Origin of the sequence: Antarctobacter aquimaris (assembly GCF_900184945.1) — a bacterium.
Lineage (GTDB): Bacteria > Pseudomonadota > Alphaproteobacteria > Rhodobacterales > Rhodobacteraceae > Maliponia > Maliponia aquimaris.
Window position 1 is genome coordinate 101,287 of record NZ_FXYF01000003.1, and the last position, 15,956, is coordinate 117,242.

Genomic DNA, 15,956 nt, shown 5'->3' on the forward strand with positions numbered 1-15,956 from the left:
CTTTGTTGTCCAATGGGGGCAGGCTAGCACGCCCTTCCGCATCCGGGATAGCCAGCCAGCAGCCCAAGGAAAACGGCCCCTCCCGCGCGGGAAGGGGCCGTTCGCATGCCTGAGCGGCGGGTCACTGCGTCCAGCGCACGCCCGACAGATCCGTCGCCTGGGTCGGCGCGTTGACCCACAGCCCCTCCAGCCGGGCATCCGCCACGGTGGGGAAGGCCAGCTGGAACAGGAAGCCGTTCACGCGGTCCCTGGCGATGATCGTCTGCAACTCGGCCAGCAGGGCAGAGCGCTGGACCGGGTCGCTGGTGGCGGACAGCGTCGCCCATTTCTGCTGGAACACCGGATTGTCGTACTGAAAGTAGTAATCCGGCCGGGCATAGATGCCGATGTCGAAGGGTTCAGTGTGGCTGACGATGGTCAGGCCGAAATCCTTGCCCTTGAACACCTCTTCCAGCCACTGCGCCCATTCCAGGTTGGTGATCTCGGTCTGGATCCCGACGTCGCGCAGTTGTGCCGCGATGATTTCGCCGCCGCGGCGGGCATAGCTGGGCGGCGGCAGCTTCAGCGTGGTGGTGAACCCCTCGGCATAGCCCGCGTCCACCAGCAGCATCCGCGCGCGGTCCGGGTCATAGGGGGTGAGGCCGGTAAGGTCGACGTAGTCGGGGTTGTGCGGTGCGAAATGCGTGCCGATCGGCGTGCCCAGCCCGTACATCGCGCCGTCGATGATTGCCTGCCGGTTGATGGCATGGCCCACCGCCTCGCGCACCATCGGGTTGTCGAACGGCGGCTGCTTGTTGTTCATCGCCAGGATCGTCTCGCCTTCGGAGGTGCCGCGCAGCACCTGAAAGCGCGGGTCGGCGTCGAACAGCGGCAGGTTTTCCGGCGCCGGAAAACCGGCAAAGGCGTCGATGTCCTGCGCCATCATCGCGGCAAAGGCGGCGGTCGGGTCCGAGATGAACTTGAACGTCGCCTCGGTCAGGGAGGGCGCCGCGCCCCAGTAGCTTTCGTTGCGCACCAGGGTGATGCTGTCGCCCTGCTTCCACTCGGAGAACCGGAACGGCCCGGTGCCGACGGGGGCGGACTTGATCGCCTCGATGCTTTCCGGCGAGACGATCACCGCGTCGCCCCAGGCGAGGTTGAACAGCAGGTTGCCGTCCGGCAGGTCCAGGGTCAGCCGCACGGTCAGCGGGTCGACCACGGTGACCTCCGTGATGCCCTCGTACAGCGCCTTCTGCGCGTTTGTGCTGTCCTCGGCCCGCGCGCGGTCCAGCGAGAATTTCACATCCTCGGCGTCGAAGCTGGTGCCGTCGTGAAAGGTGACGCCCGGGGCCAGCGTGAAGGTATAGCTCAGCCCGTCCTCCGAGATGTCCCAGGACTGCGCGAGGCCGGGCACGATGGCGCCGGTTTCGGTGAACCTGGTCAGCCCCTCGAACACGTTGGAATAGAGCACGCTGTCGATCGCCCCTGCGGCGGCCGAGGTCGGGTCGAGGTGCGGCGGTTCCAGCTGCAGCGCGATGGTCAGGTCGGTCTGCTGCGCCAGCGCGGCCGTCCCGCACAGCAGCGCGGCGGTCAGGGTGAGGCGGAAAGGCATGCGCGGTCTCCTCTGCGATGTCCTGCCCCCGTTGTGACGCACCTTGGCCTTGGCATTCAAGGGGAGTGAGGGCCGGACTTTGCCGTGCTGCGGCGCAGCGTCCCCTTTACGGAAGGTCTGGGAAATATTATTTCGCACAGCCAGCGCGCAGAATCGCGTGGCACTGCCTGTCGCGCAGGCGTCCCGCGAACGCATCCCGCGCGACCCGAGGACAAGGAGGCGGCTCATGAGCGCCCAGGAACGGATCGTGACCAAGGTGAGTGCGCGGCAGTTGACCGCCGAAGACATCCGCGCCCGCAAGGGCCAGACCCCCATCGTCAGCCTGACCGCCTACACCACGCCGATGGCCCAGATGATGGACGGCCAGTGCGATTTCGTGCTGGTGGGCGACTCGGTCGGGATGGTGCTGCACGGGCTGCCCTCGACGCTGGGCGTCACGATGGAGATGATGATCCTGCACGGCCAGGCTGTGGCGCGCGGGCTGTCGCGGTCGCTGATGGTGATCGACATGCCATTCGGCAGCTACGAGGAAGGCCCAGGCCAGGCGTTCCGCAACGCCGCCCGCCTGATGGCCGAAACCGGGGCCGGTGCTGTCAAGCTGGAAGGCGGCGTCGAGATGGCCGAGACGATCCGCTTTCTCACCCGGCGCGGCGTGCCGGTCATGGCGCATGTCGGCCTGACCCCGCAGGCGATCAACACGCTGGGCGGCTACAAGGTGCAGGGCCGGGGGGCCGCCGCCGAGGCGCTGCGCGCCGACGCCCGCGCGGTGGCCGAGGCGGGGGCCTTTGCCGTGGTGCTGGAAAAGATCCCGGCGACTTTGGCCGACAAGATCACGGCGGAGGTTGCCGTACCGACCATCGGCATCGGCGCATCGGCGGGCTGTGACGGCCAGATCCTTGTCGTCGACGACATGCTGGGCCTGTTCACCGCTTTCAAGCCGAAGTTCGTCAAGCGCTACGCGACCTTGGGCGAGCAGGGCCGCGCCGCCATCGCGACCTATGCCGAGGAGGTGCGCAGTCGCGCCTTTCCGGCGGCGGAGCACCTGTTTCCGGACGACGAGCCCGGCAAGTGACCATCGAGATTGTGCGCCACAAGGCGGCGCTGCGGGCACGGGTGGCGGGCTGGCGCGCGGCGGGCGCGCGGGTCGGCGTGGTGCCGACCATGGGCGCGCTGCACGACGGCCACCTCAGCCTTGTCCGCGCGGCCAAGGCGGACTGTGACCGCGTCATCGTCACGCTGTTCGTCAACCCGCGCCAGTTCAACAACCCCGCCGACCTCGCCGCCTATCCGCGGACCGAAGGTTCGGACGTGGCAAAACTGGCGCCCCATGACGTGGACGTGCTCTGGGCGCCGGGGGTCGACGAGATGTACCCCGAAGGCTTCGCCACCAGGGTCTCCGTTCAGGGGCTGCCCGAGGTGCTGTGCGGCGCGCATCGGCCCGGGCATTTCGACGGCGTCGCCACCGTGGTGACCAAGCTGCTGACCCAGACCGGAGGCGATGTGGCGTTTTTCGGCGAAAAGGATTTCCAGCAGTTGCAGATCGTGCGGCATATGGCTTCGGACCTGGACCTGCCGGTCGAGATCCGCGGCTGTCCCACGCTGCGCGAGGCGGACGGGCTGGCCATGTCCTCGCGCAATGCGCGGCTGGATGCGCGGGCGCGGGCGGTGGCCCCGGCGCTGTTTCGCGCCTTGACCCAGATGGCCGAGGGGGTGCGCGGCGGTGCTGCGGCCTCCGCTCTGCAAGCACCGCTGATCGAGGGCCTGCTGGCGGCGGGCTTCGACACGGTCGATTATCTGGAAATGCGGGCCGAGGACGACCTGGCCTTGCTTGACCGGCCGGAACGCCCCGCAAGGGTCTTTGGCGCGGCGGAACTGGGTGGCGTGCGGCTGATCGACAACCTCGCGGTGTGATCCGGGCTGACGCCTGCGCCAAAGCGCCTATTTCTTGCCGATCCTGGGTTCGGTCCCCGCGCGCAACCGGGCGAGGTTGGCCGAGTGGCGCCACCAGATCAGCGCCGCCAGCAGGACGCCGGTCACCACCATGTCCGTGCGCCCCAGCAGGATCATCCAGATCGGCCCCCCCGCCGCCGCCGCCAAGGCGCCGACCGACGAGATCCGCGACAGAGCGGCTGCCGCCAGCCAGGTCAGGCAGCAAAGCAGCCCGATCGGCCAGGACAGCGCAAGCATCAGGCCGAGGAAGGTCGCCACCCCCTTGCCGCCCTTGAACTTCAGCCAGACCGGGAAGCAGTGCCCGGCAAAGGCCGCGAGGCCCGCCACCTGCACCGCCAGGTCGTCCGCGCCGAAGGCCCGCGCCAGCAACGCCGCCGCCGCGCCCTTGCCGCCGTCCAGGACCAGGGTGGCCAGCGCCGCTCCCTTGTTGCCGGTGCGCAGCACGTTGGTCGCGCCGATGTTGCCCGAGCCGATCTGGCGCAGGTCGCCCAGCCCCAGCGCCTTGGTGATCAGCACGCCGAAAGGCACCGACCCCAGCAGGTAGCCCAGAACCGCCCAGAGGATCACCGTCATCGTCTCAGCCTCCGTAGGTGTAGACCCGCCGCCCGCCGACCCAGGTGCCCAGCACCCGGCCTTGCAGGCGCGCGCCGTCAAAGGGCGTGTTCTTGGATTTCGAGCGCAGCTTGAACCGGTCGAGGATCAGCGGCTTGTCCGCGTCGAACAGCACCAGGTCCGCCGGCGCGCCCCTGGCCAGCCGGCCGCAGTCCAGCCCCAGCCGCCGCGCCGGGTTCAGCGACAGCGCGCGGAACAGCGTCGGCAGGTCCATCTCGCCGGCATGGTAGAGCCGCAGGAGCACCGGCAGCATGGTTTCCAGTCCCACCGCGCCGCTGGCGGCCTCTTCGAAGGGCAGGCGTTTCGACTCTTCGTCCTGCGGGGTGTGAAAGCTGCCGACAATGTCGATCAGCCCGTCGCGCACCGCCGCGACCACCGCCTGCCGGTCGTCCTCGGAGCGCAGCGGCGGCTTGACCTTGAAGAAGGTGCGGTAGTCGGCCAGGTCCATCGCGTTCAGCGTGAGGTGGTGCATGGAGATGCCCGCCGTCACGTCAAAGCCGTTGGCCTTGGCCCGCTCCAGCGCGGGCAGGGCGCGCGCGGTGGTCAGCTGGTCGGCATGGTAGCGCGCGCCGGTCATCTCGACGAGCGCGATGTCGCGGTCCAGCCCCATACGCTCGGCCATCGGGGAAACGGCGGGCAACCCGCGCAGCGAGGCGAACTTGCCCGAGGTTGCGACGGCGCCCCTGGACAGGCCCGGCTCCTGCGGGTGGCCGATCACCAGCGCGCCCAAGGACCGGGCATAGGTCATGGCGCGGCTCAGCACCTTGGTGTCTGTCACCACGCGGTCGCAATCGGTGAAGGCGACGGCCCCGGCATCCATCAGAAAGCCGATCTCGGTCATCTCGCGGCCTTCGCGGCCCTTGGTCAGCGCGGCCATCGACAGCACGTTGACGGGCGCTGCCTCCTGCGCGCGGCGGCGGATGAACTCCAGCGCCTCGGGTGTGTCGATGCAAGGCTGGGTGTCGGGGCGCGTGACCATGGTGGTGACGCCACCCGCCGCTGCCGCCTGCCCGGCGGTGCCGTAGCTTTCCTTGTGCCGCTCGCCTGGCTCGCCCACCTTGACGCCGATGTCGACGATCCCCGGCGCGACAAAGGCACCACCGGCGTCCACGCGCGATGGCGAGATGTTTCGCGCGCGAAACATCGCTTCAAGATCAACAGTTTGCGTTAGGACTTCGGTAATCTTCCCGGCCTCGATCAGCAGCGCGCCGGGGCTGACGGCGGCGGCTTCGGGGTCGATCAGGCGGGCGTTGTGGATCAGGATGGGGGCGGTCATCGGCACTCGGGCAGAACTGCGTTTCGGGCAGCTTTAGGGTATTTCGCGCCCGGGGGGAACCTGCGGCGCGGGATGGGCGTGTCAGCCACGCCGCGCCGCCTCGATCCGGGCGATGGTGGCCTGCGGGTCGGATTGGAACCTGACCAGGTGCTTGTCGCCGCTCTTGGTGATCAATTGCACGGCCGAACCGATGCTGCGCACCTGCGCCAGCTGGCTCAGCGGGACATGGCGGCCGCCCGGACCCTCCAGCGCATCGGGCGTCAGGCGCCAGACATGGCCCATCTCCTCGTCCAGCAGGTACCAGCCGCGCAGCGCCACGGCGGCCAGCCCGCCGACAGCGCCGGTCCAGACGTGCGGGTTGCCGATGGCCCAGAGCAGGCCCATGCCCGCCGCCATGGCCACCGCCGCCATGATCGCATGGGTGCGCAGGTAGGCGGCGCGGTCGGGGCGGAACTCGGTCACGTATCGCCGCCTTTGCGCTGGATGCCGCGCATCAGGCTGTAGACGGCGCGCGCCTCGGCGATGTCGTGAAAGCCGATCCTGGTCTCGTAATGGCCATTCTTGCCGCGCCGCCATTCCGACGCGAAGATCACCGATCCCGGTTCGCGGTCCTCGAAGGTCAGGGTGTTTTCGGCGGTGATCGGGTAGCTTTTCAGGCTCTTGCCCTTCAGCGGCAGATCGCGCGCGATAAAGGCGCGGCGGTCGGTCAGCGTGTACCAGGTGCGACGGCGCACGAAGGGCCGGCCCAGCACCGGCCACAGGAGGATGCCCAGACCCACGGCGAAGTGGATTGCGCCGAACAGCCAGAACAGCCCGCCCGCCATCGACGCCATGACCATCCAGAACAACGCAAAGCCGGCAAAGAAGGTGCCGAAGGCCATGATGAAGATGTCGCTGCCGCCCAGCCGGACGGCGGTGCCGGGCCGCCCCTGCCACAGGATGCGCTCACCCGGGTCCAGCAGCCCGTCCCAGCCGGGCGGGGTGTCGATGGCGTGGACGTTCATCGCAGCGCCACCCAGAGCACGCCGCCCAGCACCAGCGCCACGGCGGTCAGGATCAGCTTGAGCGCGGTGGATCCGGCCTTGCCCGGTTGCGCCGGGGCGCCGCCGCCGCTGGACCCCTGGGCGCTGCGCGCGGTGATCGGGGCGCCGCGTCCGGCCGGGGCAAGCTCGGCATAGCTGCCGATCAGTGCCAGCGGGGCAGAGATCGTCAGCGTCTGGCTGGTACCGTCGAAGGCGCGCGGCGGCAGGATCACCACATGCCCCTCCAGCGCGTCGATGCGCGCCGCGTCCTTGCCCATCGCGCGGGCCGAGACCTCGTGCGCCTGCGCCAGGTACTGCGACAGGCGCATCGGTCCCAGGTCCTTGATCGCGACCACATCGACCAGGCTTTCGCGCAGCTTGCTGGCGCCCAGCGCGGATTTCAGCGGCCATTCCCCGGTGCCGGCCATCTGCGTGAAGCGGTCCACCGCCTCGGGCGGCAGATCGAGGTGCAGCAGGCGCAGGGTGGTGGTGTCCGATCCGTTGATCTCGACCCGGCTCATGTCGCGACCTCCGCGATCCGCGCGCGCAGGTTGCGCGCCAGCAGGTCCATCGCCGCCATGCGCACCGCGACGCCCATCTCGACCTGGTCCTGGATGACGCTGCGGTTGATGTCGTCGGCCAGCGTGCCGTCGATCTCGACGCCGCGGTTCATCGGGCCGGGGTGCATGACGATGGCGTCGGGCTTGGCGTGCGACAGCTTTTCCGCGTCCAGCCCGTAGCGGTGGTAATATTCGCGCTCGGAGGGGATGAAGCCGCCGTCCATGCGTTCCTTTTGCAGGCGCAGCATCATGACCACGTCGACGTCCTTCAGCCCCGCGCGCATGTCGTCGAAGACCTCGACACCGAATGCTTCGATGCCGGCGGGCATCAGGGTCGGCGGGCCGATCAGGCGGATGCGGTTTTCCATCTTCTGCAACAGCAGGATGTTGCTGCGCGCGACGCGGCTGTGGGCGATGTCGCCGCAGATCGCGATGCTCAGCCGGTGCAGGCGGCCCATCTTGCGGCGGATCGTCAGCGCATCCAGCAGCGCCTGGGTGGGGTGTTCGTGCCGTCCGTCGCCGGCGTTCAGCACGGCGCAGTTCACCTTTTGCGACAACAGGTCCACCGCGCCGGACTGCGGGTGACGGACCACCAGCAGGTCGGGGCGCATGGCGTTCAGCGTCAGCGCGGTGTCGATCAGCGTCTCGCCCTTCTTGATGGAAGAGGCCTGCATCGACATGTTCATCACGTCCGCACCCAGCCGCTTGCCCGCCAGCTCGAAGCTGGCCTGGGTGCGGGTCGAGTTCTCGAAGAACATGTTGATCTGGGTGAGACCGGCCAGCGCGGGGCTGGGCTTCTCGCGGCGCCGATTGAAATCGGCGTAGCGGTCGGAGAGATCGAGGATCGTGGTTATCTCGTCCGGGCGCAGGGGTTCGATCCCCAGGAGGTGGCGGTGGTCGAAACGCATGTCATGTCCTGTGCGGCGTCGGTTCTTCTTAGGTTCGGGGGGCCGTCGGGGCAAGCCTTCGGGCGTTGCGCGGATTGGCGCGCTTGTTGGGGTATTTTGACAGAGAAGAAGCCCGGGGCGATTTTCTTTGTCGCGGGCGGGGCGTAGGGTGGCGGGCATGGATCAGGGACTCGATTGGCATGCCGCGCGGGCGGCGCTGGAGTGGCAGCTGGAAATGGGCGTGGACGAGGCGATCCTCGACGCGCCGGTTGACCGCTTTGCCGCCGAGGCGGCGCTGAAGGAGGCACATGTCGCGCGGGCCGCGGCGCCGGTGGCGCGTGCCGCGGCCGCGCCGGTGAAGGCCGAGGCCGACCCGGTGGCCGAGGCGCAGGCGCTGGCAGAGGCGGCGGCGGACCTGGAGGCGCTGCGGGCGGCGCTGGCGGGGTTCGAGCATTGCGCACTGAAGCGCGGCGCCCGCAGCCTGGTCTTTGCCGACGGGGTGCCGGGCGCGCGGGTCATGCTGGTGGGCGAGGCGCCGGGGCGCGAGGAGGACATGCAGGGCAAGCCCTTTGTCGGCCGCGCCGGGCAGTTGCTGGACCGGATGCTGGGGGCCGTGGGGCTGTCGCGGACCGAGTCGGTCTACATCACCAACGTGCTGCCCTGGCGGCCGCCGCAGAACCGCGAGCCGACGCCGGAGGAGATCGCCATGCTGCTGCCCTTTCTGCGTCGCCACATCGCGCTGGCCGATCCGGACCTGCTGGTGATCATGGGCAACACCTCGGCGCAGGCGCTGCTGGGCAAGCGCGGCATCACCCGGCTGCGCGGCACCTGGGCCGAGGCCGCCGGGCGCCCGGCGCTGCCGATGCTGCACCCGGCCTATCTGTTGCGCACCCCGGCGGCCAAGCGCGAGGCCTGGGCCGACCTGCTGTCGCTTCAGGCACGCCTGAGGGCGCTGGGATGATCGTCGATCCGGTGATGCTGCTGGCCTTTGTCCCGGCGAGCCTGGCGCTGAACGTGACGCCGGGGCCGGACATGATGTTCTGCCTGGCGCAAGGCTTGCGCGGCGGGCCGCGCTGCGGCTGGGCGGCCTCGGCCGGGGTGACCGTCAGCGGCATGGTGCACGTGCTGCTGGCCGGCCTGGGGCTGGGCGCGCTGGTGGCGGCGCTGCCGGGGGCCTTTGACGTGATCCGCTGGGGCGGGGCGGCCTACCTTGCCTGGATCGCCTGGAAGACCCTGCGCACGCCGCTGGCGGGGGTGGAGGCGGCGCCGCTGTCATTGGCGCGGGCGGCGCGGCAGGGCTTTGTCGTGAACATGACGAACCCGAAATTCATCCTCTTCGTGCTGGCCTTCGTGCCGCAGTTCGTGAACCCGGCGGGCCACGTTCTGGCGCAGTTCCTGGTCTTCGGCGCCATCATGGGTGGCGGCGGGCTGGTGGTGAACGGGCTGGTCGGCCAGTTTGCCGGCCGGCTGCGGCGGCACCTCAAGGGCGGCACCCGGACAGAGCGCGGGTTGCGCTATGTCTGCGCGGCGCTGTTCGGCGGCCTGGCGCTGCGGCTGGCGGTCTGAGGCGGGCGCCGCTTGACAACCCGCGCCCGGTGCCGAGAGTGCGCGTGAGACGCAGCGCAGGAGGTCAGAATGTCCCGCATCGACGAGTCCAAGGAATTCATCCCGGTGCGAATCGCCGTGCTGACCGTGTCAGACACCCGCGGCCTGGCCGAGGACCGATCCGGCGATGCGCTGGTGCAGCGGCTGACCGAGGCGGGGCACATCCTGGCGGATCGCAAGATCGTGAAGGACGAACGCGCCGACATCGCCGCGCAGCTGCGCGCCTGGGTCGCCGATCCGGAAGTCGACGTGGTGATCTCGACCGGCGGCACCGGCCTCACGGGGCGCGACGTGACCGTCGAGGCGCACCGCGACGTCTATGAAAAGGAGATCGAGGCCTTTGGCACGGTCTTTACCATGATTTCCTTTCAGAAAATCGGCACCTCGGCGGTGCAGAGCCGGGCCACCGGGGGGGTCTCCGGGGGCACTTACCTGTTCGCCCTGCCGGGCAGCCCCGGGGCCTGCAAGGACGCCTGGGACGAGATCCTGCGCTGGCAGTTCGATTTCCGCCACCGGCCGTGCAATTTCGTCGAAATTTTCCCCCGTCTGGACGAACATCTGCGACGGAAGTGATCCGCTCTTGCGTATAACCGCGTAGGGTTGGAAACACCCCCGGTCCCGCTAGTTGAAAAGGGGCCCCGCGGAGTATTGAAACATGCGCTTTCTACGCAAGAGCCTGACCGGCCTCTTCCTCATGTCGCTCACCCTGGGCCTGCTGGCTTATGCCGGGATCATGATCAACGATGCCGTGCAGGCGCGGATGGCCAAGGAGGCCTTTGTCCCGCAGGCGCGCGAGCGGGTGTTCGCGGTGAACGTGGTGCCGGTTGCCTTCGAGACGGTGACGCCGGTGCTGACGTCGTACGGCGAGGTGCAGAGCCGCCGGTCGCTGGAGCTGCGCGCGGCGGCCTCGGGGACGCTGGTGGACGTGGCGCCGCAGTTTGTCGAGGGCGGACAGGTGGCGGCGGGGCAATTGCTGGCGCGGATCGACCCGGCGGACGCGCAGTCGGCGCTGGACCTGGCCGAGAGTGACCTGCTGGACGCGCAGGCCGAAAGCCGCGAGGCGGACCGCGCGCTGGTCATCGCACAGGACGAGTTGTCGGCCGCGGGGGCCCAGGTGGCGCTGCGCGAGACCGCGCTGCGCCGCCAGCGCGACCTGCTGGAGCGCAACGCGGGCACGGCGGCGGCGGTCGAGCAGGCGGAACTGGCGCTGGCCTCGGAGCGGCAGTCGGTGCTGACCCGGAGGCAGGCGCTGGCCAGCGCCGAGTCGCGCATCGACCAGGCCGCGACGCGGCTGCGGCGGGCCGAGATCGCCCGCGACGAGGCAAGGCGCCGGCTGGCCGATACCGAGATCCGCGCCGAGTTCGCCGGCACGCTGTCGGACGTGACGGCGCTGTCCGGGCGGCTGGTGTCCACCAACGAACGGCTGGCGCAGCTGGTCGATCCGCAGGCGCTGGAGGTGGCGTTCCGCGTCTCGACGCAGGCCTATGGGCGTCTTCTTGACGATGCGGGCGCGTTGCGCCCCGCGCCGGTCAGCGTGGCGCTGGACCTCTATGGCACCAACATCGTCGCCACCGGGCGGCTGTCGCGCGAAGGTGCGGTGGTGGGGGCGGGGCAGACCGGGCGGCTGCTGTTTGCCACGCTGGACGCGCCGCGCGGCTTCAAGCCCGGCGATTTCGTCACCGTCAGCATCGAGGAACCGGCGCTGGAGTTCGTCGCCCGCCTGCCTGCCACCGCGCTGAGCGCCGATGGCGAGGTGCTGGTGGTCGGAGCCGACGACCGGCTGGAAAGCGTCGCGGTGCGGCTGATGCGGCGGCAGGGCGACGACGTGCTGGTGCGCGCGCGCGATCTCGAAGGCCGCGAGGTGGTGGCACAGCGCACGCCGCTGCTGGGTGTGGGGATCAAGGTCAAACCGCTGCGCGGCGCCAATGCCGCGCCCGAGGCGCCTGAGACGCCGGCGATGCTGGAACTGACGGACGAGCGGCGCGCGCGGCTGAGGGCCTTTGTCGAGGCCAACACGCGGATGCCGGCCGAGGCCAAGACCCGCATCCTGTCCCAGCTGGAGCAGACGCAGGTGCCCGCCGAGGTGGTCGAGCGGCTCGAATCCCGGATGGGGGGCTGATCCATGGTGCGCGCGCTTCCCAAATCCGCCGGTGGGCTGTTCAGCTACTTCACCCGCCACCCCACGGTGGCCAACCTGCTGCTGGTGGTGATGCTGGCCGCCGGCCTGTTTGCCATTCCCAACATGCGGGCGCAGTTCTTTCCCGATGTCATCATCGACGAGATCGACGTCAGCGTGACATGGGACGGCGCCGGGGCCGAGGATGTCGACGCCGCCATCGTGCAGGTGCTGGAACCGGCGCTGCTGGCGGTCGACGGGGTGATCGGGTCCAGCGCGCTGTCGCGCGAGGGGCGCGGCTCGATCGAGCTGGAGTTCGAGCCGGGCTGGGACATGGGCCGCGCGGCCGACGATGTGCAGCAGGCTGTGGACGCGGTCAACACCCTGCCCGAGGACGCCGAGGAACCCAACGTGCGGCGCGGCGGCTGGCGCGACCGGGTGACCGACGTGGTGGTGACCGGGCCGGTGGGGGTCGATCAGCTGGCGCGGTTTTCCGACGAATTCGTGGTGCGGCTGTTCGCCGAGGGCGTGACGCAGACCACCATCCGCGGCGTCGCCGCGCCACGCACCGTGATCGAGGTGCCGACGCAGAACCTGATCGCGCATGACGTGACTCTGCGCCAGATCGCCGATGTCATCGCCGCCGAGGTGCAGGCCGATCCGGCGGGCGACGTGGACGGCGCGGGCGCCCGCGTGCGCACCGGCATCGAGAAACGCAGCGCCGAGGCGATTTCCGCCATCGCCCTGCGGTCGAACCCGGACGGCTCGACCCTGACGGTGGGCGACGTGGCGCGCATCACCGTCGAGGGCATCGACCGCGAGCGGGGCTATTTCGTGGGCAAGGACCCGGCGATCTCGATCCGGGTGGACCGCTCTGCCGGGGGCGACGCGCTGAAGATCCAGGACACCGTGGAACGGGTGGCGGCAGAGCTCACCGCCACGCTGCCTGCGGGTGTCAGCATCGACCTGATCCGCACCCGGTCCGAAGCGATCACCGGCCGCCTCAACATCCTGCTGGACAACGCGCTGATGGGGCTGGGGCTGGTGGTGGCGCTGCTGTTCCTGTTCCTGAACACGCGCACCGCCTTCTGGGTGGCGGCGGGCATCCCCACCTCATTGCTGGCGGCCATCGCACTGATGTACATGGCGGGTCTGACGATCAACATGATCTCGCTTTTTGCGTTGATCATCACGCTGGGCATCGTGGTGGACGACGCCATCGTCGTCGGCGAACACGCCGACCACCTGGCGCGGCGGCGCGGGCTGGGCCCCTTCGAGGCGGCCGAGACGGCAGCGCAGCGCATGGCGATGCCGGTGTTTTCCGCCACCATCACCACGGTCATCGCCTTCTTTGGACTGGTGGTCATCGGCGGGCGGTTCGGCGACCTGATCGCCGACATTCCGTTCACCGTGATCATGGTGCTGATCGCCTCGCTGGTGGAATGTTTCCTGATCCTGCCCCACCACATGGCCCACGCGGCCAAGAACTCGGTGCAGGACCATTGGTACGATCTGCCCTCGCGGCTGGTGAACCGGGGCTTTCGCTGGGTGCGCGACAGGCTGTTCCGTCCCTTTCTGGGGATCGTCATCAAGGCGCGCTACGCGGTGGTCGCGCTGGCCTTTGTGGCGCTGTCGGCGCAGATCGCGGCCTTTATCAACGGCGACGTGACCTGGCGGTTCTTCAACGCGCCGGAACAGGGGTCGGTGACCGGCAACTTTGCCATGACCTCGACCGCCACGCGCGAGGACACGCTGGCGCAGATGCGGCTGTTGCAGGACACCACCGAGGCGCTGGGCAAGGAATACGAGGAACGTTACGGCGCCAACCCGCTGCTGTATGTGCTGGCCGAGATCGGCGGCAACGCCGGGCGTTCGCTGCCCAGCGCCGACGGCAAGGACCCGGACCAGCTGGGCGCGATCTCGATCGAGCTGATCGAGGCCGACCTGCGGCCCTATTCCTCCTTTGCCTTCGTCGGTGAATTGCAGGACCGCATCTCAAGGCATCCGCTGGTCGAGGAAATCTCGTTCCGGGGATGGCGCGGCGGGCCGGGGGGCGATGCGCTGGACGTGCAGTTCCACGGCGCCGATTCGGCCACGCTGAAGGCTGCCGCCGAGGTCCTGAAGACCGCCGTTCTGCGCTACCCCGAGGTGTCGGCGGTCGAGGACAACCTGGCCTACGACAAGGACGAGCTGGTGCTGGAGCTGACGCCGCAGGGCCTGGCGCTGGGCTTTGACATCGACAGCATGGGCCGCACGCTGCGCAACCGGCTGGGCGGGATCGAGGCGGCGACCTATCCGGACGGCCCGCGTTCGGCCGAGATTCGGGTGGAACTGCCGGACAGCGAGCTGACCGCCGATTTCATGGAGCGGATGCAGCTGCGCACGCCCGACGGCGCCTACGTGCCGCTGGCCGACATCGTGCGGGTCGAACGGCAGACCGGGTTTTCCACCGTGCGGCGCGAAAACGGGCTGAGGGTGGTGTCGGTGACCGGCGACATCTCCGAGGACAACCCGGAACGCGCCCAGGCCATCGTCGAGGCGCTGGAGACCGAGATCCTGCCGCAGATCGCCGAAAGCCGGCAGGTCAACTATCGCCTCGCCGGCCTGGCCGAGCAGGAGGACAGTTTCCTGGCCGACGCAGGCCTTGGCCTGGTCATGGTGCTGCTGGGCATCTACATCGTGCTGGCCTGGGTCTTTGCCAGCTGGACCCGGCCGCTGGTGGTGATGGCCATCGTGCCCTTTGGCCTGGTGGGGGCGGTGCATGGCCACGCGGTTTGGGACGTGCCGCTGAGCATGTTCACGGTGGTGGGCCTGTTGGGCATGACCGGCATCATCATCAACGATTCCATCGTGCTGGTGACGCAGATCGACGAATACGCCAAGGATCGCGGGCTGATCCCCTCGATCATCGACGGCACGGCGGACCGGCTGCGCGCGGTGTTCCTGACCACGGCGACCACGGTGCTGGGCCTCGCGCCGCTGCTGTACGAAACCTCGGCCGACGCGCAGTTCCTCAAGCCCACGGTGATCACGCTGGTCTACGGCCTGGGCTTTGGCGTGCTGCTGGTGCTGCTGATCGTGCCGGCGCTGGTGGCGGTCCAGCATGATGTCGAGCGGCAGGTCACGGCGCTGAAGCGCGGGCTGCGGTTCCGCGGACGGTCGATGCGGGCGGTGCTGACGCTGGCCTCGGTGGCGATGCTGGGCTGGCTGGCGGCGACGCTGGGCCATGTCGGCTGGACCGGCGAACTGCTGCCCGCGCTGGCGCTGCCCGCGCTGGAGGGCGTGGCACCGGGGCTGGCCGCGCTGGGCCTGTTCGTGGCCGGTGCGGTGGCGCTGCCGATGGTGCTGTACGTGGTGGCGGGGGTTGCGCTGCTGCTGGGCCGGTCGGGGGCGCGGCGCGCGTCGGGGGACGGGGCGGCCTGAGGCTGCCTTGGCGGGGTCAGGTCAGGATGGGCCGCTTAGCCGGCGCAGCCTGACAGCTCGACCGGGATCTTGCCGCCCAGGATGGTGATCCGCAGCGACGAGCGGTCCAGCGCGAAGGCACCGCCGGACATGTGCGTGACCCGCGTTTCGGCCACCAGCTGTCCGCCCTGCCAGGAGGTTTCCGGATCGGCGATCCAGATGTTGGGGTCGGCCGCCTCGATCACGGTTTCCTCGCTGCCGGTGCCGCGTGGCATGTCGATCGCCACGCGCAGGCCCATGCCGTCCCCACGAGGCGTCAGCCGGCAGGCGACCGCCGAGATGCCCGCATCGTCGGCGCCGTAGGGCACGTCGGCCAGCGCGGCGGCGATGGCCGGGTCGGGGCGTTTCTGGTCGGCCTTCAGCTCGGCCGAAACACGGACCCGGTGCGGCAGGCAGACGTCCTTGCAGATGCCGATGTCGATCACCCCGCCCAGCCGGGCGTCGCGGGTGCCGTTTTTGAGCTGCACGCGCAGGGGCAGGATCACCTCGCCCTTGTAGCCGATGCTGCGCATGCCCTCCTGCCAGAAGACGTGCGGCGCGGGCCATTCGATGCCCACGGCGCGGGTATTGCGCGCGCCGGCCCAGTCGAACAGCGGCGGAATGCCGGCGTCGCCGGGCGTGCGCCAGTATGTTTTCCAGCCGGGTGCCAGGGTCAACCGCAGCGCGGCCATGTGGTCGCCGTTGGGCAGGCGCCAGCCGGACAGCAGTTCGGCGCGCACGACATCGTCATAGCCTTCGGCCAGCGCGGGCGAGGACAGGGCGACAGAGAGAAGAAAGGCAGCGATACGTTTCATGGTCTCAGGGACATGGCGCTTTTGCGTTGAAATGAAAAGTCACGTTGCAGCGACCCGCGCGCGGCGATGACGCAGATGTGA

15 protein-coding genes are annotated in these 15,956 nt (G+C 69.4%); 7 read left to right on the forward strand and 8 right to left on the reverse strand.

Going from position 1 to position 15,956, the window contains the following annotated elements; translation table 11 throughout:
* Positions 1–121: 121 nt before the first annotated feature.
* Positions 122–1,591 (reverse strand): ABC transporter substrate-binding protein, encoded by a 1,470-nt coding sequence (locus MAA8898_RS06095; RefSeq protein ID WP_094020110.1) that lies wholly within the window; start codon positions 1,589–1,591, stop codon positions 122–124.
* Between the two features lie 226 nt (positions 1,592–1,817).
* On the opposite strand from MAA8898_RS06095, the gene panB reads away from it, so the two are divergent.
* Both panB and panC read left to right on the forward strand, forming a co-directional pair.
* Positions 1,818–2,663, forward strand: coding sequence for a 3-methyl-2-oxobutanoate hydroxymethyltransferase (gene panB, locus MAA8898_RS06100; RefSeq protein ID WP_094020111.1), 846 nt, complete (start codon positions 1,818–1,820; stop codon positions 2,661–2,663).
* Positions 2,660–3,502 (forward strand): pantoate--beta-alanine ligase, encoded by an 843-nt coding sequence (panC, locus tag MAA8898_RS06105; protein WP_094020112.1) that lies wholly within the window; start codon positions 2,660–2,662, stop codon positions 3,500–3,502. The genes panB and panC overlap by 4 nt, the downstream gene beginning before the upstream one ends.
* A 27-nt stretch (positions 3,503–3,529) precedes the next feature.
* On the opposite strand, the gene plsY is transcribed toward panC, so the two are convergent.
* From plsY to MAA8898_RS06135, 6 genes are all read right to left on the reverse strand, one after another.
* Positions 3,530–4,114 carry a glycerol-3-phosphate 1-O-acyltransferase PlsY gene (gene plsY, locus MAA8898_RS06110; protein ID WP_094020113.1) on the reverse strand — a complete coding sequence of 195 codons (585 nt, stop codon included), beginning with the start codon at positions 4,112–4,114 and terminating at the stop codon, positions 3,530–3,532.
* 4 nt (positions 4,115–4,118) lie between these two features.
* Entirely contained in the window at positions 4,119–5,429 is a 1,311-nt protein-coding gene (gene pyrC / locus MAA8898_RS06115; RefSeq protein ID WP_094020114.1) for a dihydroorotase, read from the reverse strand.
* A gap of 81 nt (positions 5,430–5,510) precedes the next feature.
* Entirely contained in the window at positions 5,511–5,891 is a 381-nt protein-coding gene (locus MAA8898_RS06120; RefSeq protein ID WP_094020115.1) for a hypothetical protein, read from the reverse strand.
* Positions 5,888–6,433 carry a hypothetical protein gene (locus tag MAA8898_RS06125; RefSeq protein WP_094020116.1) on the reverse strand — a complete coding sequence of 182 codons (546 nt, stop codon included), beginning with the start codon at positions 6,431–6,433 and terminating at the stop codon, positions 5,888–5,890. The genes MAA8898_RS06120 and MAA8898_RS06125 overlap by 4 nt, the downstream gene beginning before the upstream one ends.
* On the reverse strand, positions 6,430–6,972 hold the full coding sequence (locus MAA8898_RS06130) for an aspartate carbamoyltransferase catalytic subunit (RefSeq protein ID WP_094020117.1): 543 nt from the start codon (positions 6,970–6,972) through the stop codon (positions 6,430–6,432). Before MAA8898_RS06130 ends, MAA8898_RS06125 begins: the two co-directional genes overlap by 4 nt.
* Positions 6,969–7,919 (reverse strand): aspartate carbamoyltransferase catalytic subunit, encoded by a 951-nt coding sequence (locus MAA8898_RS06135; protein ID WP_094020118.1) that lies wholly within the window; start codon positions 7,917–7,919, stop codon positions 6,969–6,971. Before MAA8898_RS06135 ends, MAA8898_RS06130 begins: the two co-directional genes overlap by 4 nt.
* A 157-nt stretch (positions 7,920–8,076) precedes the next feature.
* Here MAA8898_RS06135 and MAA8898_RS06140 point away from each other — a divergent pair, with 157 nt between their 5' ends.
* The 5 genes from MAA8898_RS06140 (at position 8,077) to MAA8898_RS06160 (ending at position 15,042) form a co-directional block, all read left to right on the forward strand.
* Positions 8,077–8,859, forward strand: a complete 783-nt coding sequence (locus MAA8898_RS06140; protein ID WP_094020119.1) for a uracil-DNA glycosylase — start codon at positions 8,077–8,079, stop codon at positions 8,857–8,859.
* Complete coding sequence (locus tag MAA8898_RS06145; protein ID WP_094020120.1) at positions 8,856–9,464, forward strand: LysE family translocator; 609 nt, start codon at positions 8,856–8,858, stop codon at positions 9,462–9,464. The genes MAA8898_RS06140 and MAA8898_RS06145 overlap by 4 nt, the downstream gene beginning before the upstream one ends.
* 69 nt (positions 9,465–9,533) lie before the next feature.
* Positions 9,534–10,076, forward strand: coding sequence for a molybdenum cofactor biosynthesis protein B (moaB, locus tag MAA8898_RS06150; RefSeq protein WP_094020121.1), 543 nt, complete (start codon positions 9,534–9,536; stop codon positions 10,074–10,076).
* 82 nt (positions 10,077–10,158) lie between these two features.
* Positions 10,159–11,622, forward strand: a complete 1,464-nt coding sequence (locus tag MAA8898_RS06155) for an efflux RND transporter periplasmic adaptor subunit (protein WP_094020122.1) — start codon at positions 10,159–10,161, stop codon at positions 11,620–11,622.
* A gap of 3 nt (positions 11,623–11,625) precedes the next feature.
* On the forward strand, positions 11,626–15,042 hold the full coding sequence (locus MAA8898_RS06160) for an efflux RND transporter permease subunit (protein WP_094020123.1): 3,417 nt from the start codon (positions 11,626–11,628) through the stop codon (positions 15,040–15,042).
* A gap of 35 nt (positions 15,043–15,077) precedes the next feature.
* Here MAA8898_RS06160 and MAA8898_RS06165 read toward each other — a convergent pair whose 3' ends face one another.
* Positions 15,078–15,875: a protein-disulfide reductase DsbD domain-containing protein gene (locus tag MAA8898_RS06165; RefSeq protein WP_094020124.1), complete on the reverse strand. Its 798-nt coding sequence runs from the start codon at positions 15,873–15,875 to the stop codon at positions 15,078–15,080.
* Positions 15,876–15,956 lie beyond the last annotated feature (81 nt).